This is a genomic window from Pontibacter pudoricolor (assembly GCF_010092985.1).
GTDB lineage: Bacteria > Bacteroidota > Bacteroidia > Cytophagales > Hymenobacteraceae > Pontibacter > Pontibacter pudoricolor.
Genome location: NZ_CP048106.1, coordinates 169,847 through 192,363 on the forward strand (window position 1 = coordinate 169,847; position 22,517 = coordinate 192,363).

The following is a 22,517-nucleotide window of genomic DNA, read 5'->3' on the forward strand; positions in this document are numbered from 1 at the left end:
AAGCTTTAGATCGATTAGAAGTAAGACTTAAAAATAGTAATACTACAACAAAACCCAAATGTTAGCTATGCTACCTTTTAGTAAAGACGTATCTTTGAAAGCATAACCGTTCATAACTATAGTTTATAGTTTAACCGGAGATCAACAATAAATCAATTTAACAATCAACCATTAATACTGTGAATCCACACAACAAAAGCATTGAAGAGCTGAAAGACATTGCAGCACAGGTACGTCGCGACATCGTGCGTATGGTGCATGCGGTAAACTCCGGCCACCCGGGCGGTTCGCTTGGCTGTACTGATTATTTCGTATCGCTGTACTTCAAAGTAATGAACTATAGCACCGACTTTAAAATGAATGGCGAAGGCGAAGATTTGTTCTTCCTTTCTAATGGCCACATTTCGCCGGTTTGGTATAGTACGCTTGCCCGCGCAGGTTTCTTTGAAGTAAAAGAGCTGGCTACGTTCCGTAAGCTGAACTCACGGTTACAGGGCCACCCGGCCACCGAAGAAGGTCTGGAAGGTATTCGTATTGCTTCCGGTTCATTGGGTCAGGGTTTATCGGTAGCGGTTGGTGCTGCGCAGGTTAAAAAACTGAACAAGGATAACAACCTGGTGTATGTGCTGATGGGCGATGGTGAAGTGGAAGAAGGCCAGGTTTGGGAAGCAGCCATGTATGCCGCTCACCACAAGGTTGATAACATCATCGCAACTATAGATTTAAATGGCCAGCAGATTGACGGCTCTACAGAAGAAGTAATGAGCCTTGGTAGCCTGCGTGCTAAGTTTGAAGCTTTTGGCTGGACAGTACTGGAAACAAGCGGTAACAACTTCGAGACGCTGATACCAAGCCTGGAGCAGGCTAAAGCTGAAACCGGCAAAGGTAAGCCAGTAATGTTGCTGATGCACACCGAAATGGGCTATGGTGTAGACTTTATGATGGGGTCGCACAAATGGCACGGCGTTGCACCAAACGATGAGCAGCTGGAGATTGCCCTGCAGCAGCTGATGGTAAAACACGCTTCGGATTACTAAACTATAGTTTTCAGGTAAAAGGGGATAGTTCGGGCATGGCAGCTTGGGTAAAAAAGGCAGGTATTGTTTTGTTGTTGCTGATTCTGGCAACGGCTGGCACTGCTATGGCCCAGGATAAAAAGCCTAAGCCCAAAACGCGCATTTTGTTTTTGTTGGATGCTTCGGGTAGTATGATGGCCAAATGGGAAAAAAGCGACCGCATGAACGTTGCTAAAGACCTGCTGGCCCACCTGGTAGATTCGCTGGAGCGGTTTGATAACGTGGAAGTTGCCTTAAGGGCTTACGGACACCAGCACGGCCGCGAACGCAACGACTGCAAGGACACCAAGCTTGAAGTACCTTTTGGGGCCAAAAATGCGGCTAACGTTAAGAAAAAGCTTGGTGAAATTGTACCGCGCGGCAACACGCCCATCACGTACTCCCTGGAGCAAACAGCAAAGGACTTTCCGGATGACCCGCGTGCCCGAAACGTTATCATTCTGATAACAGACGGAATTGAGTCGTGTAACGGAGACCCGTGTGCAGTATCGCTGGCGCTGCAGAAGAAGCGTATCTTTTTGCGCCCTTTTGTGATAGGGATTGGGATTGATGCCGAGTACGAGAAGCAGCTCAACTGTATTGGCCAGTATTTTAACGCTGCCGATGTTAAAACTTTTGAGAATGTGCTCACCGAGATCGTAACCCAGACCCTGAGCGAAACAACTGTTAGCGTTGAGCTTCTCGATGACCAGGATCGTCCTGTGGAAACGAACGTGAACATGACGTTTCTGAATGCTTTGAGTGGGCTGCCGGAGTATAACTTTGTGCACTACCTGAACGACAAAGGCAAGCCTGATATGCTGGAGATTGATGCGCTGATGCCTTACGACCTGGTTATTAATACCACACCGGCTGTTGTAGAGCGAAACGTAACTGTTAAGCCTGGCCGGCACAACGTCATCAAAGTTAAAGCGCCGCAGGGTCTTTTGTACCTGCGCCAGGATGGGCCATCGCCTTACGGGTTACTGCAGACTATAGTCCGGCAAAACGGGGAAGTAAGAACGCTTAACGTGCAAAGCTTCGGCGACAGGCATAAATACCTTGCCGGTACCTATGACCTTGAAGTGCTAAGTACGCCGCGCATTTACCTGAAGGATATCGAAGTAAAGCAGGGCCAGACCAAAACGATTACTATACCTACGCCGGGCCAGTTAGCTATCTCATCGCAGATGCAGGGCTACGGCAGTGTTTATAGTATAGACGAAAGCGGGGCACAACGCTGGCTGCTGAACATCCCTGAAAATAATAGTAAAGTAACTATACCGTTACAGCCCGGAAACTATAAACTGGTGTACCGCATGAAGACCGCGCAGTCAAGCAAGTTCACTGATGTGCAGGATTTTACCGTACGGTCCGGGGCAACAACTACTGTCAGAATTTTTAACAGATAAGAAACCGGCAAACTATAGTTTGCCAACTATAAAAGACTTTTAAGAAAGAACCATACCATGAAAGACTTTCCGTTTACAGAGAAAAAAGATACCCGTTCCGGTTTTGGAGCCGGCCTGCTGGAGCTTGGCCGCACCAACCCAAATGTAGTAGGCCTTTGCGCCGACCTTACCGGCTCACTTAAAATGGACGCCTTCCAGAAAGAGTTTCCGGAGCGTTTCTTCCAGGTAGGTATTGCCGAAGCCAACATGATGGGCCTTGCTGCCGGTATGACCATTGGCGGTAAAATTCCGTTCACGGGTACATTTGCCAACTTCTCTACCGGCCGCGTGTACGACCAGATCCGTCAGTCTATCGCTTACTCCGGCAAAAACGTGAAAATATGCGCTTCGCACGCCGGTCTTACGCTGGGCGAAGACGGTGCCACGCACCAGATCCTGGAAGACCTTGGTATGATGCGCATGCTCCCGCACATGACCGTGATCAACCCATGCGACTATAACCAGACCAAAGCCGCAACTATAGCTATCGCGGAGCATGAAGGCCCGGTTTACCTGCGTTTTGGTCGCCCGGTTATTCCTAACTTTACGCCAGCCGATCAGAAATTTGAGATTGGTAAAGCGTTGATGCTGAACGAAGGTACCGATGTAAGTATTTTCGCGACCGGCCACCTGGTTTGGAAAGCTATCCTTGCAGGCCACATCCTGGCAGAAAAAGGCATCAACGCCGAGATCATCAACATTCATACGATAAAGCCACTTGATGCAGAAGCCATTCTGAAATCGGTAGCTAAAACAGGTTGCGCCGTAACTGCCGAGGAGCATAATCGTTTCGGTGGCCTTGGCGATGCCGTAGCACAGGTGCTTATCTCTAACACGCCTGTTCCGCAGGAATATGTAGCTGTAAATGATACCTTCGGTGAGTCGGGTACGCCAGACCAGCTAATGGAAAAGTACGGCCTGACTGAGAATGATATTGTAGCCGCTGCTGAACGCGCCATCAGCAGAAAAAACAAGTAGATTAGTGATAATCTGACTATATTTAACAGGCTGTACTATAAAGTGCAGCCTGTTTTGTTTTATAACATTTGTCAATGGGCTACACTTTCAGGGATAGAACATTTATTGAGTTCTTAAAAGAGCAGGGATTTTCTGCTGGTATGGGGATTATGCTGCTTTTCGGTTTTTTAATGTTTTCCGGGATTCTAGCATTAGACTATCAGCACAACAGATTTCCAGTACCTGCATTTCTTCTACTCATTGGCATGATAGGGTTATACTTTTTCTTCAATGGGTTTGCTTATGTTTTTTATAAAGAAGGAAGAAAAGTAGCTGCTTTACCAGCTTATAGTTCAGCAATTTTGCTTGAGAATGTTAGGGTCTACATCAAAAACTATTACCCTTTGGGCAAAAAAATAACACTGCCAGTTAACTTCGCTAAAACTTTTTATGACTTTGATATAGCTGACATTTTAATAAAAGAAAATGCTCTTATACTTTTAGGAAAAGGAAATACTTTCATCACAAAAGAATATGCGGCACCTGTGGAATTAGTATTGAATGGAGAACCGACCTATTTCAACTCTGCAAAAATTGAATCGATACAAACTATAGCTGACGGCAGAATTGAAATAAGATTCAGAGATTACAACTATAGCGAAAGCCTAAATATAGTTTTAGATCAACACCCAGAAATTGAAGATTGGTTGGTGAAGCAAAAATTATTTACTACTTGATTTCCGCTGGCGCGAGTTTGCAACTCGTGTCTTTTAATGATGTTGAGTTTGTAACTCAACTGGGCGGGACGCCCAACTATAGTTTGTCACGAGCGAGGACGCTCGCGCCATGCTAGGGATATTGCGTGAGGGATGGAGCGGTTGTCTGAGCTCTTTTGGTGAGGCACGAGCCAAAAAGCGAGCCGCGAGAGCCCGACGGCCCAGCCGGCACGCCCAATTATGATTGCAGCACATTCTTAAACTATAGAATAAGCAATACATTAAATTGAAACAAACTATAGTTGCTACTTCAAACTGAGCTATAGTTTGCGCTTTTACCAACTATAGATTTAACTATAAACTACCCGTAGTTATAGCTCATATTTCTGACAGACTATAGTTTAAACTATAAATTACCCATCAACTATAAACTATAACTCAAAACCAGCTAATTTTAACGCTGGAGTAAAATCAACACGCTTTACTAAATTACCGCCACCGCACACGTGGAAGACAAAGAGATATTAGAGAAATTCGCTAACCCTGACAGCCGAAACCTGGCCTTTAACCAGCTTGTAAGAAAGTACCAGCAGAAAGTATACTGGCACATCCGCAAGATGGTAATAGACCATGAAGATGCCGACGACCTTACCCAGGAGGTTTTTCTGAAGGTTTGGAAGAACCTGGAAAATTTCAGGCAGGATGCGCAGCTTTATACCTGGCTCTACCGTATTGCCACCAACGAGTGCCTCACTTTCCTGTCAAGCAAAAAGCGGAAGTTCTTTTTACCGATAAACGATGTGGCTGCCGAGCTGGCTGAAAAGATAGATACAACTGTAAACATCAGTGGCGATGAGATTCAACTGAAACTACAGAAAGCCTTATTGAAACTACCCGACAAGCAGCGCCTGGTTTTTAACATGAAGTATTACGACGACCTGAAGTACGAAGAGATTTCGGAGATACTGGGAACGTCGGTAGGCGCTTTAAAGGCATCGTATCACCTGGCAGTGAAAAAAATTGAAGAATTTCTGAAGCAGGATTAAACTATTGGAGGAGAACGCTATCTAACCAGTATTACCATGAACAACAAGCCTAAAAATATTACCCTTAGCGAGCTGCCAAAACACAACGTGTACCAGGTACCCGAAGGCTACTTCGACCGCCTGCCGACACGCATTATGGAGCGAACCGCTGCCACCCCGCAGCAAGCGTGGTTGCCTGCACGGTTGTGGCAGGGAATTCGTGTAGCTGTGGCCCCGCTTATACTTCTGGCTATGTTTGTTGGTGTATTTTACTTTACCCTGGAATCGCAGCCAGATCAGCAGGCTATAAATATGGCTGTTGTAACTGATACGGAGATAGTGGATTACCTTACTGCCAATGCGTCTTTAGAAAGTTCGGATTTTGCCGAGCTAAACACCATTCAGAACCAGGAGCTTACCGCTGATTTCCTGAATGTGAGCCCTGTAGCTGCTGAGGAAGAACTTGAATATTACCACTTACGAGATACTGATTATTAATCACCCATAACATGAAGCGCATTTTATTGTTACTGTTTATCTGTGCAACTACGTTTGCTACCACAGCAGCTTTTGCCCAGGACAGATCATCCTCTTCTAAAGAGCGTCGCGAGCGTGTAGAAGCTGCCAAAGTTGCATTCCTGACCGATAAAATGGAGTTAACCTCGGAGCAGGCTCAAAAGTTCTGGCCCCTTTATAACGAATACGAGACCAAGCGACGTGAGCTTTTAAAAGCCTACCGCAGCGGTTACCGGCAGGATGTGGAGGAACTGACGGAACAGGAAGCAAAAGCCCGCATCGATGGCATGTTTACTACCCGTGAAAAGGAGCTGGCATTGGAGCAGGAGTATGCTGCAAAGTATATCCGTGTGATCTCTAATAAACAGCTTATAAAACTATACCGCGGCGAACGCGATTTTACAAAATTGTTACTTCAGCGCCTGGACGATAGCCGCGCTTCGAAATAAAGATTTTTGGCAAAGTTGAATGGCATCAGGCGTCGCTGTAATAGTGATGCCTTTTGTTTTTGAGAGGAATTTGTGATTTCTCCCTGTCATTCCGAGCTAAGCCGGGGAGCTTATATGTTTTATAGTTTTTCTTCTGTCATTTCGCGCATTCTTGAGACGAGAGTCGAAAAGAGCCAGTATAGCTCTGAGACATCTTAATTGTCCTATAGTTTCTCTTTTGTCATTTCGAACAGCGTGAGAAATCTGAGTTCCATAGTTAGCTATAGTTGCAACTTGAACCAAACCTTTCTTTCAAATATTCTTTAATCCTGGGAGCTTTACTTATCTACAGTTCTATAGTTAGCTTTGGTGCCCTCACGGCCGGGAGGCCTCGTCTTCGGGCATCGCGCTGCTGCTTTCTTGCTACCCTCGCTCAGCTCGGGTTGCCTGACGGCACCGCAACAAAGCAAAGGCGCTCAACCCAAAGACTGTGATCAGTTCGATAGCTAACTTTATAGTTGATTGGAGAAGCTATAGTTTTATCGCCTTATCGTGGTTATAGTTCCGTAGGGACAGGTCGCGACCTGTCCGATCAACAGGCTGTAACTATAGAAAACTCAGATTTCTCCTTATAGTCGAAATGACAGTAGGGCAAGCAGTAGCAGAAAGTCCCCCTTTGAAGGGGGCAGGGGGATGACAAACGGAAACTATAAAACTATAGCTAAGCTCTAACTATAGCCGAAATTCCCCTCTTGGGAGGGGTAGGGGTGGGTTTAAACAGCAACTATAAAACGATAAAGCAAGCTATAGCGATAACCTTTATCCCAGAAATTCTTTAAATCTCACTTAATCCCGGTTCAGACATAGCCTGTCCCTGCCGGGCCAGTTGGCTCAGGAGACTCAACACCATCGTAAGTCACGAGCGGGGACGCTCGCGCCAGCAATACGAACTATAGAACTATAAAACCAACTATAACAACAACAGAATATTCCCCTCCCGGGAGGGGTAGGGGTGGGTTAAAAACATCAACTATAAAGTCTACCTCCAACTATAGTTAAAGCTTAAAACAATGTACCGCTTGCCTTGCCTTCGGTTTTCTTTGACTTAGTTGGTTCCTCGCAATTCTCTTCATTAAATACCTGATCAATGGCTTTCTCGGCAGCACGCAGCTTATCCTTGCACAACTTTATAAGCTGTGATGAGCGCTGTACTTTCTGTGTCAGTTCATCCACATCAACCGCGTCGTTCTCAATGGCTCTCAAAATTTCTTCCAGTTCCTGCGTTGCTTCGCGGTAGGTCATGGCGCTGATATCTTTATAGGGTGTCATTTGCTTCTTTGTTTACAATTATACTATGGATGGTGCCGTCCTTTATTCTGGTTTCTACTACATCGCCGTCCTGTACCTGTCCTATACTTTTTATGATCTTGCCGTTTAACAGGGTTAGTGTATAGCCGCGAAGCAATAGCCTTTCGGGGTTGTTGGCCTGTATGCCTGCTTCTATCAGTTTGAGCCGGTGCTCATCAGTCTGCAGTTTACGGGCGGTGGTAAATGCCAGCTTATCGCTCTGCTTTGTAAAACTGATCTCCTTTTGTTTGATGTTCTCTTTTACTTCGGTCTCAACACAATGGCTAAGGGTATTTAGTTCGTGCTCCTTCATGTGCAGGTAGCGCTGCGCTTTGCCTTCCACGCAAACCGAAAGCTCGCTTAGGTAACGCTCCCGCTGGTGCATCTGGTCTTTGGTGGTTGCACTAATATCACGCTCCAGGTCACTTACTATATGTTTCTGTCCTTCAAGGAAAGCCTTCGGTTTAACCAATAAGCCCCGTGATAATGTTTCCAGCAAGTCCCGGCCTTCCTTCAGAAAATCTTTGGTTGTATTTGAAATGCGTAATTGCACACGTTCCAGCTTATCTTCTGTCAGATTCAGTTGTTGTGCCGTAAACATCCGGATGCTGTCGTACAGGCCTTCTGTATATTCCTCAAAGTTTCGGAAACGGTCTATCAGAAAAGTGGCGACTGCTGTAGGGGTTTTTAACCGTGTATGTGCTACCAGGTCTGCTATACTCTCGTCGCGCTCGTGGCCTATCCCTGTAAGCACCGGCAACGGGGCATTACCAATAGCAGCTGCAATGCTATAATCGTCGAAACAGCTCAGATCGGTTTGCGAACCACCACCACGAATGATGACTATGGCATCAAACCGCTCTTTGTACTTTACGATAAGCGCCATCGCTTTATTTACAGAGGCCGGTGCGTCGTTGCCCTGCACCGTTGCCGGGAAAAGTGTGGTATGGAAACTATAGCCGTACGGGTTAGTCTGTAACTGATGAATAAAATCCTGGTAACCGGCTGCTGTAGCCGAGGAAATAACTGCCAGTCGTTGTGGAACTTCTTCCAGCTGTAGTTCTTTGTTGGCTGTCAGTAAGCCTTCTGCTTCCAGTCGCTTCAGGGTTTCCTGTCGCTGGCGGGCAAGGTCGCCGATGGTATAGTTCGGGTCAATGTTCTGGATATCCAGGCTTAGGCCGTACAACTCATGGAAACGCACTGTTGCCTGGAACAGGATTTTTAGTCCTGCTTTTAGTGGCTGCCCGGTTTTGTCCTCGAAGAAACGGCTGAGCATGGCAAAACGGGCGCTCCAGATAGTAGCCCGTGCCTGCGCTACTACGTTGCGGGCATCATCGCCTTTATCAACCAACGTTACATAGCAATGGCCTTTGCGCCTGTCCGGTGTAATCTGCGCTATCTCAGCTACTACCCAGTAACTTTCCGGGAAAGCCACTTCCAGTTCCTCCCTGATCTGCTGGTGCAGCTCAAAGAGCGATAGGGGAGTCTGGAACTCCTCGTACACGTTGGTTTGCCGGAAAAATAACTGGGACATCAGCCGGATTAATGATTAGCCTAATATAAGTAGCAAATTACGAATTGATTTTATAGTTGTAAGATTAGTATACCGGAATTTTTAAATTTTCAGCTCCCGTACCTTTATATAGTACTATAACTATACTTGTAAAGTTGCTAATATGTTTGGATTTATAGTTACGTTTTAGGTTGCTGAAGTTGCTGCAATACCTCCTTTATCGGCTGTTGCCACTGTTGCTTCTGAAGTATAGCAGGGGCTTGCAGGAATTTAACTTTACGACGCAGGTTGTCATTTAGGAACAAGCCTGTACTTACTGTTTCAGTTGCCCGTTGCGAAGGATGCGCCAGCGCTATGACCAGGTTATCATTATCCGGATTAATATTATTGGAACGTTGCACACCAACTATAGGGACGCCATCCGGCACATTTGCAATATCCTCAAACAAGATAAGCGAATCCAGCGGCGGCAATAATGTTCGCTTGACAGCGATGCGTGCGGAAGGTGGCTTCGGCGGTCACCGCAGACGTACATTATGAGGACCAGTTATCGTCTGCCAAAAAGTGCGGTCACCTGGGCGGTGAGGCTTTAGTACCAACCCAGGAAGCTAAAAACAAACTGGTAGCTACGCGCCTGGCTTCTAAATTAAGCTTGGTAGAAATGGGCTACAAATTCCAGTTTATTACGCTGGCCGGATTTCATGCACTAAACACCAGCATGTTTGAGCTGGCAAAAGCGTATAAAGAGCGTGTCATGGTTGGTTACTCAGAGCTGCAGGACGTGCCTTTACCCTAGCCAAAGATGACTTTAAAGCTGTGAAACACCAGTCGTTTGTAGGCACCGGTTACTTTGATGCCGTACAGCATGCCGTAACTGCCGGCGCCACTTCAATTGTTGCCTTGGCAGGCTCTGCCGAAACAGAACAATTCCATTAACAACTTCTCTGCAAAACAGCAAAAACCGTTGGTGCTAAAGTGCCAGCGGTTTTTCGTTTTATAGTTTCTGGTATAATATGTCAGTATAGGTCGGGGAGTAGGTCTAATGAACTACACGCAACACGGGCTCCGGTAATGGCTGGCGGGTTTCATGATCGATGGTAAAGTAACCAACCATGCTTGGGCCGTAACCAAGATTTATCTCGATAAACCTGTTCTTTTCAGGAAGCATGTTGATGAGTTCTGTGCGTAGCTTATTGTATTCATTCAATAAGTCGGCCATTCTTTGTTCTTTGTCGTTAAGCTCGCTGTTATTGCCACCTTCTTTAATTTCCTGTTCCAGGTCGTGTTGCTCGGGGTTAAAGTCCGATTTCATGCTCTGCAACGAGAGTAGTTCCACATCCAGTAAGCGGATGTCGCGCTCAACGTTAAGGTATTCTCTTACCTTATCTTCCAGTGGCTTAAGTGATTTGTCTAAGTATTGAGTCAGGTTTTCCATAATAATCTGAAGGGTGATTGTGTTTAAAGAAGTATACGCAACTCACCGAAATTATTTGCACCTATTTCAGGAATCACTGCCGGAACTATAGTTTTCCTGCTAATAAGCTCAGGACATGTTACAGCCAATCAAAGAACCTGCGTAGTAGTTTTAATTTATTGCCATAAGGCGGATACCGGAAAGGTAAGTCGAGCCAGGTGCCACGATCGAGTATGCTTTTCTGATGAGAAAACACATCGAAGCTGGCAATGCCATGGTAACTGCCAAGGCCACTGTTACCCACGCCACCGAACGGCAGATTAGGGTTTGCCAGGTGAGATAAAGTGTCGTTGATGCAGCCTCCGCCAAAAGTAACTTCCTTTAATATGCGTTGCTGCTGTGTTTTATTGGTTGAGAAAAAATAAAGTGAGAGTGGTTTTTCGTGCCGGTTAACCATGCTAATGGCCTCATTCAGGTCATTAAAAGAGATAACCGGTAAAATAGGCCCAAAGATCTCTTCCTGCATTGAGGGGTGATCCCAGGTGGAGATCTCTAGAACAGTAGGCGCTATATAACGACTTTCAGCATCGGTTTTGCCACCGATCCGGATATTTTCCGGTGTCAGCATTTTACTTAGCCTTTGAAAGTGGCGGTCGTTTATAATGCGTGCAAAATCCGGACTGGTAGCTGGCTGCTCACCATAAAAGTCGCGGATGCTTTTGGACATTTGCTGTATCAGTTCTTCTTTTACGTCTTCCTGCACCAAAACATAATCGGGGGCTACGCAGGTCTGGCCGGCATTCAGAAATTTGCCCCAGCAAATACGACGGGCTGCCATTTCCAGGTCAGCATCCATGGCAACTATTGCCGGACTTTTTCCGCCAAGCTCCAGGGTAAGGGGAGTAAGGTGTTCGGCGGCGGCTTTCATAATAACTTTACCTACCTGCGTGCTTCCGGTAAAAAAAATATAATCGAAACGCTGTTCCAGTAAGTGCTGCGTTGTTTCTACTCCGCCTTCCACAACAGCAATATACCGCTCATCAAAATTTTGAGAGATAATACGCGTTACTATAGCGGCTGTATTGGCTGCAATCTCAGATGGTTTAAGAATAGCGCAGTTGCCGGCCGCCATAGCCCCGATCAGTGGTGCAAAAAGTAAATTAAGCGGATAATTCCACGGAGAAATGATGAGTGCCACCCCATATGGCTGCGGATAAACGTAACTCTTTGCCGGGAAATTGATCAGTGATTCAGGTACTTTGCGGGGTTTTGTCCAGTCTTCTATATTTTTCAGCGCCAGTTTTAACTCTAGCTCAATAAACCCGATCTCGGTGCCAAAAGCTTCCAGGGCAGGCTTACGGAAATCGGCGTACAGCGCATCGAATAATTCCTGCTCGTGCTGCTTTAGTACCTGCTGTAACTTCCGGAGCTGTTCTTTCCGGAACGACACTGACAGGGTGTGACCTTCAGCAAAATAGCCTCGCTGTAACCTGTGGAGTAACTGTATCTTTTCCAGATCTTCTTTCTTAGTTACCTGGTTGGCAGTGTTTGGTTGGGCAACGGGCATAGCTTAAACAGTTGGAGTTTTATAGTTGGATGATTGCGCTTTGGGAGGGCGTCCGGTAAACTGATCCATAGTGTGTATACGTTAGAAAAAAAGACCAACTATGAACTCGGGAAGGCCTGTTGGCAGAAGCCCACGTAACTAGGGTAAAAGGTACGCAATAGCAGGTTTACGAACTATAGTTTCAGCAGCGCTCACGTAATCCGGATTTAACTTTCGATGATGTGCAGCACAGGCTGTTTATAGTTTTCAGGTAAAATCTATAGTTGGAAATTATAGTTAAAGTACTCATGTTTTTCTGAAATTAAATGAAGTATAGTAGCAAAGTAGTTTAGAGTTTATGAAGGAGAAAAAGAGCCATGGTTGTAGTTACACTATAGCCGTCAGGGTAAGCTGTTTCGGACATCTGTGACTTGCTGTTTCGGACATCTGTGTCCGAAACTTCGTCTGCTGCGGACACCCTTGTCCGCAGCAGAAAAGAAGGCTGATCTACGGGGAGCTGGAATTTCCGTCCAGCGTGCTTTCGGACTTCGAAGCCCAAAAGAGCATTAATACTGCCTGATTTTCTAAAAACAATGCTTAGCCTGACGGCTATGGTAACAATCCATTGAGCCGGTTCTGATACCTGCTGGTGAAAACACGCAGCATGGGCGTAACGCAAAGGCTTATAAAGTTCTAAGCAGCTTCATTGAAAGTAAACGCAAAAGCAAATACTATAAATTTGTATCTTTGATTGCAAAAGTAACCCGGAAACGGCTGGCCAACCTATAGTAAACTATACTATGAAAATAATTGAATGTCCGCGCGATGCCATGCAGGGCCTCCACAAGTTTATACCCACCGATGTTAAGATCAGCTATATTAACCAGCTCCTGCAGGTTGGGTTTGATACGATAGACTTCGGGAGCTTTGTGTCGCCGAAAGCCATACCGCAACTAAGCGATACCGCCGAAGTGCTCGCCAACCTGGACCTGGAAACTACCAGCTCTAAATTACTGGCCATTATTGCAAACGTGCGCGGCGCCGAGGATGCGGCACAGCACAAGCAGATCGACTACCTGGGCTTTCCGTTATCTGTTTCCGAAACGTTTCAGCAACGCAACACCAACAAGAGTATAGCCGAAGCAATGGGACAACTGGCGCAGATTCAGGAGATCTGCCATAAGCACGATAAAACACTGGTTACGTACATCTCCATGGGGTTCGGTAACCCGTACAATGACCCCTGGGATACCGAAACGGTGCTGCATTTCGTTCATGAACTGGATAAGCTGCAGGTAAAGATCATTTCGCTTTCCGATACCATTGGCGTCTCGAACCCAGAAAACATCGGTTACCTGTTTGGCTCGCTTATTCCGGCGTTTAAACATATTGAGTTTGGCGCACACCTGCATACTACACCAACCAGCTGGCAGGAAAAAGCAGAAGCCGCTTATACAGCCGGTTGCCGCCGTTTTGATGGGGCCATTCGTGGATTTGGCGGTTGCCCGATGGCAAAAGATGAGCTGGTAGGAAATATGGCCACCGAAAATTTAGTAGCTTACTTTAACACGATTGGTGTAAATTTGAATCTGAACAACGCCGCACTTCAGGCGGCCATCGCACAGTCTGCTGCTGTGTTCTCTTAACCTATGGCAAAAAAGATAATTGTAGATATTTTCATTCCCTGCTTCGTAGACCAGATGTTTCCGGAAACAGGTATGAACATGGTAAAAGTGCTGGAAAGCGTTGGCTGCGAAGTAAACTATAACCCAAACCAGACCTGCTGCGGACAGCCTGCTTTTAACGCCGGCTTCTTCTCCGAAACCCGCGAAGTAGCAACCAAGTTTTTAGATGATTTCTCGAATGAAACATCCAGTTACATCGTGGCACCCTCGGCCTCATGTGTGGGCATGGTGCGCAACGCTTACCAGGATATTTTTGTAAAGTCGTCGAACCTGGTGAAGTACCGGTCTATGCAGAAAAAAGTGTTCGAGTTTACTGAGTTTCTGACAGATGTGCTGGGGATTACAGCTATACCGGGCGCATCATTACCTGGCAGATTTACTTACCACGACTCCTGCAGTGCCCTCCGCGAATGCGGTATAAAAGCCGGCCCGCGTGCGTTGCTGCAAAACGTAGAAGGCTTTGAACTGGTAGAGATGGAGGATACCGAAACCTGCTGTGGTTTTGGCGGTACATTTGCCGTTAAGTTTGAAGCGATCTCCTCAGCGATGGCAGAGCAGAAAGTAGATAACGCGCTAGCTACCGGGGCTGAGTTTATAGTTTCAACAGACAGCAGCTGCCTGATGCATTTAGAAGCTTACATCAAAAAACAGAACAAGCCTATCAGAACCATGCACATTGCCGATGTCCTGGCAAGTGGGTGGTAACTATAAATTGCTGGATTGTTATAAAACAGAAAGGCCTGTGCAACTATAAAGTGCACAGGCCTTTTGGTTTTAGTAAACTATAGTTTAACGGTTGAAATGATAGCTGAAGCCAATGCCTAATGTGCTGCTGTCCAGGTTAAGGCCGAAGGTCGAGGTATTGAAACTGATTTCGTAACTTCCTTCATATTCAGACTTCACTTGGCTATAACCAAACGAACCAAAACTGGCATTTATACCGATCTTATCAGTAGCAAAAAATGAAATACCCGGCACAACTGCTACCTGAAAATCTGATATATCGAGTTCTGTTATATTGTAAAAGCCAGAGCTAGGTTTGTTTGTGGAAGTACCTTTAGAGATACCGGCCTGTGCACTAGCTGTAAAAGCTACTTTGTCCGAAACCATAAAATATTTCTTTAAATAGGGCATAAAACCGAAAGCTTTGGTAACATTCTCATAATTTACCGGGCCATAACCACCCATAACTGCTTCATTGGATTTATCCTGTTTATATCCAATAGAAGCACCAACCTCTAGTCCGTCCAGGATAAAGTACCCCATACTCGGCGTAATATTAAAAGAAGTCTGCGTCACAGGTGAGTTGCCAAAGTCTCGGGTATTTTTGGTGTACCCAACAGCTCCAGAAACCACTATAGTACCCTGCGTAGTTTGTGCAAATGCGCCTGCGCCTATTAAAGCGAAGATTGCCGTAGCCAGTAATTTTTTCATATTTGTTTTCAGATGAGTTTCTGCGAAAATACACAAACATCTATATAACACTATATAAACTATAGTTCGGCCTTACACCTTTATCCGTATCTATACAATTATCAGGAAGAATAAATGGAGGTACTATAGCGGCGTTATTGCCTGATTGTCATTTTCTTAGTCAAAACTATTTTGTACAAAGATTAAAGTGTTGAGGCTATGCTGAACAACTATAGATTAGCCACTGCAAACGATGAGAGTATCACAAAAAAGTAAAACGGTAATGAAAGTTATCATTAGATCTTACTTTTTATGACAGCAACCGACAGGAGTATTCACTTTAAATCTTACCAATTTTATAGTTGTTCGCAGTTAAATAGAAATGTAATGCTGGTGACCATAAAACAGTATTTATACCTAAATAACACGAAAGCGTATACTGCCATAAAAATAAGTACAGTACAAAAAAGAATAGAGCAGTTTGATAGGCAACAGACCCGTAAGTAAGACCCTGAAAGAGTATGCGCGAGGCATAACCGGAGGCTTATTATTCAGTTTTCCGTTGTTGTATACAATGGAAGTATGGTGGGCCGGCTTTAGTGCTACGCCATTACAATTGCTGATGCTGGTGGTGGTAACGTACCTGTTACTGCTGGGTTATAACCGGTATGCGGGTATGCGGCCCGGTGTGTCGTGGCGCAGCGTTATGATCGACTCGGTAGAAGAAATGGGCATTGGGCTTGTGCTTTCGTTTGCTGTGCTGCTCGTGTTAAACCGTATTCAGCTAACGGATATGGTGTTGAGCAGCGAAATGATGGGCAAAGTGATAATAGAAGCTATGGTAGTATCGATTGGCGTATCGATTGGTACAGCACAGCTCGGCTCTGATATTGAGGAAGAAGACAATGAAAAACTGGAAGAAGAGAAGAGACCCGGCCGGCTGGGAATGATTGTGCTGGCCTTTTGCGGAGCCTTGCTGATAGGCGGAAACGTAGCACCTACCGAAGAGGTGGTGATGCTGGCTGTAGAGGCTGAACCGGTACATATTTTACTGATGGCGCTGGCTTCGCTGCTGCTAAGTGTAGTAGTAGTGTATTTCAGCGATTTTAAAGGCACGGCCGCTAAGGTATCTGATGATTTGCTGTTCTGGCTAACCTTCGATACATGTGTGAGTTACCTGGTGGCACTGCTGGCTTCGGCATTTGCACTCTGGTTTTTCGGCAGGTTCGATAACGTAAGCTTCTGGACGGCGTTTTCCCAGACTATAGTTTTGGGCGTATTGTCGTCTTTGGGTGCATCAGCTGGTCGTCTGCTTATAAAATAGAGTAACAAACATGAATAAACATACTGATAAAGGAAGAGATTCAGAGAATAAGGATGACGAGAAAAACTGGCTTGAGTGGCTTGTTTTTGCTGTCAGCCTGCTGCTGTTGCTTGGCATATTCGGATACTTAGGTTACCAGGTTAAAACCTACGACCCAACAGATCCGAAGGTATTTGCAAAGGCACGCCACGACCCGTCGGAAGAGGCGCCCAATCGCTACCAGGTTACAATTACAAACAAAGGCGGTACTACTGCCGAAGAGGTTATTTCCGAATTTATACTGTATAGTAATGGCGAGGAAAAAGAAAAATCGGAACTGCAGATTGCGTTCTCACCCAAGGATTCTAAGCGCGAAGGCTGGGTTACCTTTTCAGGTGAGCCAGCCGCATCTGATTCAGTAGTGGCAAGAGTGAAAAGCTTTAAAAAACCCTGAAGTTTATATCTAAACTGTGTACAACTATGGCAAAAAAGAAGAACGAAGATCAGGACATTACTGCAAAAAGACGCCATACAGTGTTACCTGTGCCAAAAGGTAAATTACTGGCCATTGGTGGCAAAGAAAGTAAGAATGGGGACAAAAAGTCTGAAGCGCAGCGCCAGAGTGTTGACTTTATAAAGCAGGAAATACTGCAGCGTTTTGTAGATGAGCTGCAAGGAGAGAACCCGATGGTTGCCGTATTGGCAACAGCATCCGGCGAACCAGATAAAAGTGCACAGGATTATGTAAAAGTATTTACCGAGTTAGGAGTCAAAAATATAAAGGTCATCGACATTAAAGAAAGGCCGGATGCGATGCGCCAGGAGAATTGCGATATTGTGAAAGCGGCCGATGGTATTATGATAACTGGCGGAGACCAGCTTAAACTTACAGCCATACTTGGCGGTACCTCCTTCCTGGAAACTATAAAAGACCGGTATGCACATGATAACTTTATTATTGCCGGTACCAGTGCAGGTGCTGCAGCGCTGTCTACACCTATGATTTATGAAGGAGAAATAGCGCATGGGATGCTTAAAGGAGACGTGCGTATAACAACCGGCCTGGAGTTTTTAAAGAATGTGGCCATCGATACGCATTTTATTCAACGTGGCCGCATTGTTCGCATGGCGCAGTGCATTGCCACCAATCCCGGTTGTATCGGCATCGGGCTTGAAGAGGATACCGCCATTTTGGTTACAGAAGGCCGAAACATAGAAGTGATCGGTACCGGTTTGGTAACGGTAGTGGATGGCATGAAAGTAACACGCAACAACATCTTTGAGATAAAATCGGGGCAACCGTTTTCTGTTTGCGGCCTTACAGTACACCTGATGGCTGAAGGAGAAAATTACACATTGCCTGTTTTTGAACAGATAATCGGGTAGGTTTAGGCCATGAGGGCATACACGGTTGCCAAATTGCAAGGGCTCTACTGGTTTGTAACCGGGGCATGGCCCTTCCTGCATTTAAAGAGCTTCCTTATAGTTACAGGTCCTAAAGAGGATATCTGGCTGCTTTATACGGTGGCTACGCTTATAACTATAGTTGGCGGTGTGCTACTTGCTGCCGGTTTTGGTAAACGTGTAACTAACGAGATAAAGGGACTAGGTATAGCAGGGGCCGCCGGGCTTACAGGTATTGATGTATATTATGCCCTGACCGATGTGATCCGGGATATTTACCTGATGGATGCAGTCGGAGAAGTAATACTTATACTGTTATGGCTTTGGGCCGGCCGTAAAGGGTTGGCTATAGTTGAGAAGCTCTCCTGAAACGCGGGTATGTAAAATAAAAGGTGCCCCTTTTAACAGAGCACCTTTTTATAGTTAGTCATTTGAGCTTCTTATGCTTCGGGCTTTAGTCGTACTACCAGTCCGTCCATTTCAGGAGATACACGCAATTGGCACGACAAACGGCTGGTTGCAGTAGCATGCGGCAGCGTTTCCAGCATGTAGGCTTCGTCGTCATTCATCTCGGGTAGTTCGCCGCTTTCCAACACCTCTACATGGCAGGTGGCGCAAATAGCCATACCGCCACAAATGGCAGGTACATTCAGTTCATTGGCTTTCATTACTTCCATCACCGAAAGGCCCATATCTGTGGGCGCTTCCAGTTCTACGCGTTCGCCGGTTTCCGTTTCAACTATAATCTTAATCAGTTCTTCCATTTGCTATAGTTCCTGTATGCCGTTTACAGTGGTGTATTTAAGTACGAACTTTTTATCCGGGTATACAATGTTGTAAGCACTCTGAGCCATTAAAGCCGCCTCATGAAAACCGCAAAGTATCAGTTTTAATTTTCCCGGATAGGTATTAATATCGCCAATAGCGTACACGCCCGGAATGTTGGTAGAATAATCCACTGTATTCACAACTATCGCACTCTTGTCGAGCTCCAGTCCCCAGGCATCAATAGGGCCGAGTTTAGGCACCAGTCCAAAAAGCGGGATAAAGTAATCTGTTTCGATATTATAGGGTGTTGCATTATCTACGAGCACTGTTACAGCATTCAGTTTTCCGTTGCCGTGCACATTTGTTACGTTCGATTTTAGCAGCAGCTTAATGTGACCTTCTTCGGCCATGCTCAGCACCTTCTGTGCCGATTCGGGCGCTCCTCTGAAAGACGTGCCACGGTGCACCAGCGTCAGGTCTTCGGCAACGCCAGCCAAGAAAATGGCCCAGTCCAGGGCAGAGTCGCCGCCGCCGGCAATAACCACTTTTTTGCTTCGGAACGTTTCCGGGTCGCGCACCATATAGTTCACGCCTTTGCCCTCAAAGGTTTCCAGGTTTTCGATAGCAGGTTTGCGAGGCTCAAAAGAACCCAGTCCGCCTGCAATAACTACCACTTTACAGTCTACTTTAGTGCCTTCCGATGTCTCCACTATAAAACTGCCGTCGTCCTGTTTGTGCAGGTGCTCCACGCGTTCGCCAAGTGTAAAAGTAGGGTGGAAGGGCTCGATCTGTTTCTCTAAATTCTTTACCAGGTCGCCGGCTAAAACTTCCGGGAAGCCAGGTATATCGTAGATCGGTTTTTTAGGGTAAATTTCTGATAACTGTCCGCCAACTATAGGCAGCGCATCGATAACATGGCAGCGCATTTTAAGCAATCCTGCTTCAAAAACGGCAAACAAACCCACCGGGCCTGCGCCAACTATACATATATCTGTCGTTAACATGTGTAAAATTTATGTTCTCGTATCAGCATCCGCTGATGGTGTAAAAGTAAGGGCAGCAAACCAACTTACATAACCTTTTATCGATTAATTAACCCTGTCGTACGCCTATTGTTTAAGCACTTTCAGATGGGGTCTCTCAATCAAATTATAACAGGTTTCAGGATGGGTTTTGTTCCTGAACTATAGCTTGTAAAAGTCGTTGGCTATAGGTTGTTTTCGGAGCCAGCTAACTGTCCATCAGCTATAGGAGTTGTTCCATTTAGCGTACTTCATGTTAGCCATAGTTCCTATAGTTTAGCTGCCTGCATGGCTCCCTAACCCTAGTAAAAGGCTGTTAATTAAAAGTATAAAGCAGAACCGCAGGCGGGGGGCTTCGTTTATAAAGGAATGTTTTACGTTTAATCCAATAAACTATGAGAAGACAACATGAATATGATCGCGATGTGTCTTATGGCGGGTTTTATGGTACAAGTTCTGATGGTGGCTATACCAGCGACTACGATAACCAGAACAGGTCGGTGGGCAGAGATGGTGGACGTGAAATGGGTGCGGCGCGTAGCATGCGAGGCAACGATTATTACCATGATGCCGACAGAGACCGCGAAAGAAGCAGCTATAGTCGTACCGGTACATATGGCGCCCATGCGAACGGCGATATGAGTGGCGGCACTCGTTATGGCGAAGGTGGCAGCACCTATGGAGGTGGCTCAGGCTATGGCCACTCAGCTTATGGCAACCAGAACAGGTATGGCGGCAGCGAAAATTATATAGACTACAACAGTCGCAACTATGGCAGCTATGCCGGCAGCCGCGAACCCGACTACAGCAGCAGAGGCCATTACAGCACAGGCGGCCGCGGACACGACAGAAATAACGAATACGGATCGCGGAACTATGGCAACGATTCTTTTGACCGAAACCAGGGATATGACAGGTCTTTTGAGGGAATGCCGCAGGGTTATGGCTCTACCAGGTATGATGAACGCGACCTGGATCGTGAACGAAGCGTTTACGGCAACAGAAACAACAATGACTCCAGAGACTGGTACAACAACGATTATATATATAACAGCTGAAACACAGCAGCAAACTACAGAACCCGCACTACCTGTGTGGGTTCTGTAGTTTCAGAGCGTAAACTATAGTTTGGCTCCTGAATAAAATGTAGAACAAAAACTTATAAAGCTATGGAAAGATACGATAGAGATAAATATTACCACGGTGGCCTTGGCACCGGGAACCGCAAAGACTGGGATCGCTCTTCACGTGACGGCGATTTTGGCCGTGACTATGAAAACCGCTTCCGCACTGACCGTGACCGGAACGAAGAATACCGACGCCGTAATCATGAAATGAACGATAATTATTACAGCAATACGCACGGAGAAGATGATAACTTAAGTACTATCAGGCAAGGATATGGTATAGCAGGTTTCGGAAATGAAGGCCGTTTTACTGACACCGGCGAAGATATAGCACAGCGTATGCGCCGCGACCGCGAAAGGCTGCACGACCAGGGCTATGGCTCCGGCAGAACAAGCGGCTATAGTGGCTCTGCTTTTGGAGGGTCGAACTATAGCGCACATGGCGATTTTGGCGGTTCATCGCGCTATGGCTCTATGAGCGGCGGAGAGGGCAACGTTGAGGATTATGTATCGATGTCAGGTTATGGTGGTGGCCGTGGTGCAAGGTCGCAACATTTTGACCGGGAGAATTCAGACTATACCAGTGAAAGTTACAGAGAAAATTATGGTGATAAAGGATTGGAATCCAGAATGAGGATAACCGATTTTGAAAGAACCACGAATGTTGGCCGTTACAGTCCTGATAACCAGCGTAGTTTGTATACCAGCTTCAGCGACATCAGGCACAAGGACAGAGATAATAACTACTACCGCAACCCAGACCGTGGGGCTATGATGATTATGATCCCAACAACAGGTGGAACTCCTGATAAATTGTACAGAAAGGTCAGCTGCAAGGCTGGCCTTTTTATTTAAACCTGGCGCAAACTTCAGGTATCACTTTGATCCGGATAACTTTGCTGCCAAACCCGTACCTTGTATAAGAATAAACTATAGTTACCCATGAAGAACCGAACTGTAGCACGCCTGCTGTATGCCGAAGAAGTAGATATGAACGGAACTCCCGTGCGCCAGCCTTTCCCAACAGAGCAGGTAGACCAGATCGATCCGTTCCTGATGCTGCATCATCATGTTACTGCTATTTCGCCTGATATTGATCCGCGTAAGGCTGGTATTGGTCCGCATCCGCACCGTGGCTTTTCGCCGGTTACGTTTATTTACAAAGGAGGCGTGCACCACCGCGACTCCAGGCGCAACAACAGCATAGTTTATGAAGGCGGCACCCAATGGATGGACGCCGGTATGGGAATAATGCACAGCGAACGCCCGCCACACGACATACAGGAAAGAGGAGGAGTGCAGGAAATAATCCAGGTCTGGGTAAACCTGCCGCGCAAATATAAAATGAGCCAGCCAAACTACCAGCCTCTACACGTCAATGATACCCCTGTCGTAACCGGAGACGGCTACGAAGTACAGGTTGTTACCGGGAGATTTGAGGATGTAAAAGGCCCGATCCGGACGCTAACACCATTGCAGATTCTGCGCATCACTTTAAAAGCAGGCGCAACATGCACCATTCCTATTCCTGAAAATTACAATGCCGTGTTATACCTGCTGGATGGAAAAGTAACGTTGCAGGGGTATGGTTTGATAGAAGGCCATTACGCGGCAGAACTGAACCCGGATGGGGAAGGCTGTACTATAACTGCTAAGGAAGATACCCGCATATTACTGCTAGCCGGAGAGCCGATAGATGAAGAAGTATCGATGTACGGACCTTTTGTGATGAACACCCAGATAGAAGTAATGCAAGCGATGCGTGATTACCAGCTAGGCAAAATGGGTATCCTGATAGAAGACTAAGCGCTGCGCAACTATAGAAAA

The 22,517-nt window shown here is 46.1% G+C and carries 24 protein-coding genes and 1 pseudogene; 17 read left to right on the plus strand and 8 right to left on the minus strand.

Annotation, left to right across the window (positions count from 1 at the left end):
• Positions 1 to 179: 179 nt before the first annotated feature.
• From GSQ66_RS00760 to GSQ66_RS00790, 7 genes are all read left to right on the plus strand, one after another.
• Positions 180 to 1,037 (plus strand): transketolase, encoded by an 858-nt coding sequence (locus GSQ66_RS00760; protein WP_238395767.1) that lies wholly within the window; start codon positions 180 to 182, stop codon positions 1,035 to 1,037.
• Between the two features lie 35 nt (positions 1,038 to 1,072).
• Entirely contained in the window at positions 1,073 to 2,467 is a 1,395-nt protein-coding gene (locus GSQ66_RS00765; protein WP_162425701.1) for a vWA domain-containing protein, read from the plus strand.
• A 57-nt stretch (positions 2,468 to 2,524) separates the two neighbouring features.
• Positions 2,525 to 3,484 (plus strand): transketolase family protein, encoded by a 960-nt coding sequence (locus tag GSQ66_RS00770; RefSeq protein WP_162425702.1) that lies wholly within the window; start codon positions 2,525 to 2,527, stop codon positions 3,482 to 3,484.
• 74 nt (positions 3,485 to 3,558) lie between these two features.
• The gene (locus GSQ66_RS00775; protein ID WP_162425703.1) at positions 3,559 to 4,200 is read left to right on the plus strand and encodes a hypothetical protein; all 642 of its coding nucleotides are present in this window, start codon (positions 3,559 to 3,561) and stop codon (positions 4,198 to 4,200) included.
• A 485-nt stretch (positions 4,201 to 4,685) separates the two neighbouring features.
• Positions 4,686 to 5,225 (plus strand): RNA polymerase sigma factor, encoded by a 540-nt coding sequence (locus tag GSQ66_RS00780; protein ID WP_162425704.1) that lies wholly within the window; start codon positions 4,686 to 4,688, stop codon positions 5,223 to 5,225.
• Positions 5,226 to 5,261: 36 nt separating this feature from the next.
• Positions 5,262 to 5,702, plus strand: a complete 441-nt coding sequence (locus GSQ66_RS00785; protein WP_162425705.1) for a hypothetical protein — start codon at positions 5,262 to 5,264, stop codon at positions 5,700 to 5,702.
• 11 nt (positions 5,703 to 5,713) lie between these two features.
• Positions 5,714 to 6,169 carry a hypothetical protein gene (locus tag GSQ66_RS00790; RefSeq protein ID WP_162425706.1) on the plus strand — a complete coding sequence of 152 codons (456 nt, stop codon included), beginning with the start codon at positions 5,714 to 5,716 and terminating at the stop codon, positions 6,167 to 6,169.
• Between the two features lie 1,041 nt (positions 6,170 to 7,210).
• Here the strand turns inward: GSQ66_RS00790 and xseB are convergent.
• The 3 genes from xseB to GSQ66_RS00805 form a co-directional block, all read right to left on the minus strand.
• Entirely contained in the window at positions 7,211 to 7,477 is a 267-nt protein-coding gene (gene xseB / locus GSQ66_RS00795; RefSeq protein ID WP_162425707.1) for an exodeoxyribonuclease VII small subunit, read from the minus strand.
• Positions 7,464 to 9,029: an exodeoxyribonuclease VII large subunit gene (xseA, locus tag GSQ66_RS00800; protein WP_162425708.1), complete on the minus strand. Its 1,566-nt coding sequence runs from the start codon at positions 9,027 to 9,029 to the stop codon at positions 7,464 to 7,466. Before xseA ends, xseB begins: the two co-directional genes overlap by 14 nt.
• Before the next feature lie 158 nt (positions 9,030 to 9,187).
• On the minus strand, positions 9,188 to 9,481 hold the full coding sequence (locus tag GSQ66_RS00805; protein WP_162425709.1) for a hypothetical protein: 294 nt from the start codon (positions 9,479 to 9,481) through the stop codon (positions 9,188 to 9,190).
• A gap of 23 nt (positions 9,482 to 9,504) precedes the next feature.
• Between GSQ66_RS00805 and GSQ66_RS00810 the strand changes: the two are divergent.
• A pseudogene (locus tag GSQ66_RS00810) lies at positions 9,505 to 9,944 on the plus strand (hypothetical protein); the annotation flags it as partial.
• 103 nt (positions 9,945 to 10,047) lie between these two features.
• Here GSQ66_RS00810 and GSQ66_RS00815 read toward each other — a convergent pair.
• A complete protein-coding gene (locus GSQ66_RS00815; protein WP_162425710.1) occupies positions 10,048 to 10,443 on the minus strand; it encodes a hypothetical protein in 396 nt (131 codons plus the stop codon).
• A gap of 118 nt (positions 10,444 to 10,561) precedes the next feature.
• A complete protein-coding gene (locus GSQ66_RS00820) occupies positions 10,562 to 11,989 on the minus strand; it encodes an aldehyde dehydrogenase (protein WP_162425711.1) in 1,428 nt (475 codons plus the stop codon).
• Between the two features lie 779 nt (positions 11,990 to 12,768).
• On the opposite strand from GSQ66_RS00820, the gene GSQ66_RS00825 reads away from it, so the two are divergent.
• On the plus strand, positions 12,769 to 13,614 hold the full coding sequence (locus tag GSQ66_RS00825; RefSeq protein ID WP_162425712.1) for a hydroxymethylglutaryl-CoA lyase: 846 nt from the start codon (positions 12,769 to 12,771) through the stop codon (positions 13,612 to 13,614).
• A 3-nt stretch (positions 13,615 to 13,617) separates the two neighbouring features.
• Positions 13,618 to 14,358, plus strand: coding sequence for a (Fe-S)-binding protein (locus GSQ66_RS00830; protein WP_162425713.1), 741 nt, complete (start codon positions 13,618 to 13,620; stop codon positions 14,356 to 14,358).
• An 84-nt stretch (positions 14,359 to 14,442) separates the two neighbouring features.
• Here the strand turns inward: GSQ66_RS00830 and GSQ66_RS00835 are convergent, their stop codons facing one another.
• A complete protein-coding gene (locus GSQ66_RS00835) occupies positions 14,443 to 15,087 on the minus strand; it encodes an outer membrane beta-barrel protein (RefSeq protein WP_162425714.1) in 645 nt (214 codons plus the stop codon).
• 460 nt (positions 15,088 to 15,547) lie between these two features.
• Here GSQ66_RS00835 and GSQ66_RS00840 point away from each other — a divergent pair, with 460 nt between their 5' ends.
• Genes GSQ66_RS00840 through GSQ66_RS00855 form a run of 4 tightly spaced genes read left to right on the plus strand, consistent with a single transcriptional unit; the run spans position 15,548 to position 18,142 of the window.
• Entirely contained in the window at positions 15,548 to 16,390 is an 843-nt protein-coding gene (locus GSQ66_RS00840; RefSeq protein WP_162425715.1) for a TIGR02587 family membrane protein, read from the plus strand.
• Positions 16,391 to 16,400: 10 nt separating this feature from the next.
• Complete coding sequence (locus GSQ66_RS00845; RefSeq protein ID WP_162425716.1) at positions 16,401 to 16,823, plus strand: hypothetical protein; 423 nt, start codon at positions 16,401 to 16,403, stop codon at positions 16,821 to 16,823.
• Positions 16,824 to 16,849: 26 nt separating this feature from the next.
• A complete protein-coding gene (locus GSQ66_RS00850; RefSeq protein ID WP_162425717.1) occupies positions 16,850 to 17,755 on the plus strand; it encodes a cyanophycinase in 906 nt (301 codons plus the stop codon).
• Between the two features lie 9 nt (positions 17,756 to 17,764).
• The gene (locus GSQ66_RS00855) at positions 17,765 to 18,142 is read left to right on the plus strand and encodes a hypothetical protein (RefSeq protein ID WP_162425718.1); all 378 of its coding nucleotides are present in this window, start codon (positions 17,765 to 17,767) and stop codon (positions 18,140 to 18,142) included.
• Positions 18,143 to 18,213: 71 nt separating this feature from the next.
• On the opposite strand, the gene GSQ66_RS00860 is transcribed toward GSQ66_RS00855, so the two are convergent.
• Both GSQ66_RS00860 and GSQ66_RS00865 read right to left on the minus strand, forming a co-directional pair.
• A complete protein-coding gene (locus GSQ66_RS00860; RefSeq protein WP_202923382.1) occupies positions 18,214 to 18,537 on the minus strand; it encodes a 2Fe-2S iron-sulfur cluster-binding protein in 324 nt (107 codons plus the stop codon).
• A 3-nt stretch (positions 18,538 to 18,540) separates the two neighbouring features.
• Entirely contained in the window at positions 18,541 to 19,545 is a 1,005-nt protein-coding gene (locus GSQ66_RS00865) for an NAD(P)/FAD-dependent oxidoreductase (protein WP_162425719.1), read from the minus strand.
• 413 nt (positions 19,546 to 19,958) lie between these two features.
• Here GSQ66_RS00865 and GSQ66_RS00870 point away from each other — a divergent pair, with 413 nt between their 5' ends.
• The 3 genes from GSQ66_RS00870 to GSQ66_RS00880 all read left to right on the plus strand — a co-directional run bounded on the left by GSQ66_RS00870 (position 19,959) and on the right by GSQ66_RS00880 (position 22,496).
• Positions 19,959 to 20,621, plus strand: a complete 663-nt coding sequence (locus GSQ66_RS00870; RefSeq protein ID WP_162425720.1) for a hypothetical protein — start codon at positions 19,959 to 19,961, stop codon at positions 20,619 to 20,621.
• A 111-nt stretch (positions 20,622 to 20,732) separates the two neighbouring features.
• Positions 20,733 to 21,545: a hypothetical protein gene (locus GSQ66_RS00875; protein ID WP_162425721.1), complete on the plus strand. Its 813-nt coding sequence runs from the start codon at positions 20,733 to 20,735 to the stop codon at positions 21,543 to 21,545.
• A gap of 87 nt (positions 21,546 to 21,632) precedes the next feature.
• Entirely contained in the window at positions 21,633 to 22,496 is an 864-nt protein-coding gene (locus GSQ66_RS00880; RefSeq protein ID WP_162425722.1) for a pirin family protein, read from the plus strand.
• Positions 22,497 to 22,517 lie beyond the last annotated feature (21 nt).

What these genes read in the sequence shown, in the direction of transcription:
- GSQ66_RS00765 (WP_162425701.1), top strand. Translation starts at nt 1,073, where the DNA reads ATGGCAGCTTGGGTAAAAAAGGCAGGTATTGTTTTGTTGTTGCTGATT.
- GSQ66_RS00770 (WP_162425702.1), top strand. Translation starts at nt 2,525, where the DNA reads ATGAAAGACTTTCCGTTTACAGAGAAAAAAGATACCCGTTCCGGTTTT.
- GSQ66_RS00775 (WP_162425703.1), top strand. Translation starts at nt 3,559, where the DNA reads ATGGGCTACACTTTCAGGGATAGAACATTTATTGAGTTCTTAAAAGAG.
- GSQ66_RS00785 (WP_162425705.1), top strand. Translation starts at nt 5,262, where the DNA reads ATGAACAACAAGCCTAAAAATATTACCCTTAGCGAGCTGCCAAAACAC.
- GSQ66_RS00790 (WP_162425706.1), top strand. Translation starts at nt 5,714, where the DNA reads ATGAAGCGCATTTTATTGTTACTGTTTATCTGTGCAACTACGTTTGCT.
- xseB (WP_162425707.1), bottom strand. Translation starts at nt 7,477, where the DNA reads ATGACACCCTATAAAGATATCAGCGCCATGACCTACCGCGAAGCAACG.
- xseA (WP_162425708.1), bottom strand. Translation starts at nt 9,029, where the DNA reads ATGTCCCAGTTATTTTTCCGGCAAACCAACGTGTACGAGGAGTTCCAG.
- GSQ66_RS00815 (WP_162425710.1), bottom strand. Translation starts at nt 10,443, where the DNA reads ATGGAAAACCTGACTCAATACTTAGACAAATCACTTAAGCCACTGGAA.
- GSQ66_RS00820 (WP_162425711.1), bottom strand. Translation starts at nt 11,989, where the DNA reads ATGCCCGTTGCCCAACCAAACACTGCCAACCAGGTAACTAAGAAAGAA.
- GSQ66_RS00825 (WP_162425712.1), top strand. Translation starts at nt 12,769, where the DNA reads ATGAAAATAATTGAATGTCCGCGCGATGCCATGCAGGGCCTCCACAAG.
- GSQ66_RS00830 (WP_162425713.1), top strand. Translation starts at nt 13,618, where the DNA reads ATGGCAAAAAAGATAATTGTAGATATTTTCATTCCCTGCTTCGTAGAC.
- GSQ66_RS00835 (WP_162425714.1), bottom strand. Translation starts at nt 15,087, where the DNA reads ATGAAAAAATTACTGGCTACGGCAATCTTCGCTTTAATAGGCGCAGGC.
- GSQ66_RS00845 (WP_162425716.1), top strand. Translation starts at nt 16,401, where the DNA reads ATGAATAAACATACTGATAAAGGAAGAGATTCAGAGAATAAGGATGAC.
- GSQ66_RS00850 (WP_162425717.1), top strand. Translation starts at nt 16,850, where the DNA reads ATGGCAAAAAAGAAGAACGAAGATCAGGACATTACTGCAAAAAGACGC.
- GSQ66_RS00855 (WP_162425718.1), top strand. Translation starts at nt 17,765, where the DNA reads ATGAGGGCATACACGGTTGCCAAATTGCAAGGGCTCTACTGGTTTGTA.
- GSQ66_RS00860 (WP_202923382.1), bottom strand. Translation starts at nt 18,537, where the DNA reads ATGGAAGAACTGATTAAGATTATAGTTGAAACGGAAACCGGCGAACGC.
- GSQ66_RS00865 (WP_162425719.1), bottom strand. Translation starts at nt 19,545, where the DNA reads ATGTTAACGACAGATATATGTATAGTTGGCGCAGGCCCGGTGGGTTTG.
- GSQ66_RS00870 (WP_162425720.1), top strand. Translation starts at nt 19,959, where the DNA reads ATGAGAAGACAACATGAATATGATCGCGATGTGTCTTATGGCGGGTTT.
- GSQ66_RS00875 (WP_162425721.1), top strand. Translation starts at nt 20,733, where the DNA reads ATGGAAAGATACGATAGAGATAAATATTACCACGGTGGCCTTGGCACC.
- GSQ66_RS00880 (WP_162425722.1), top strand. Translation starts at nt 21,633, where the DNA reads ATGAAGAACCGAACTGTAGCACGCCTGCTGTATGCCGAAGAAGTAGAT.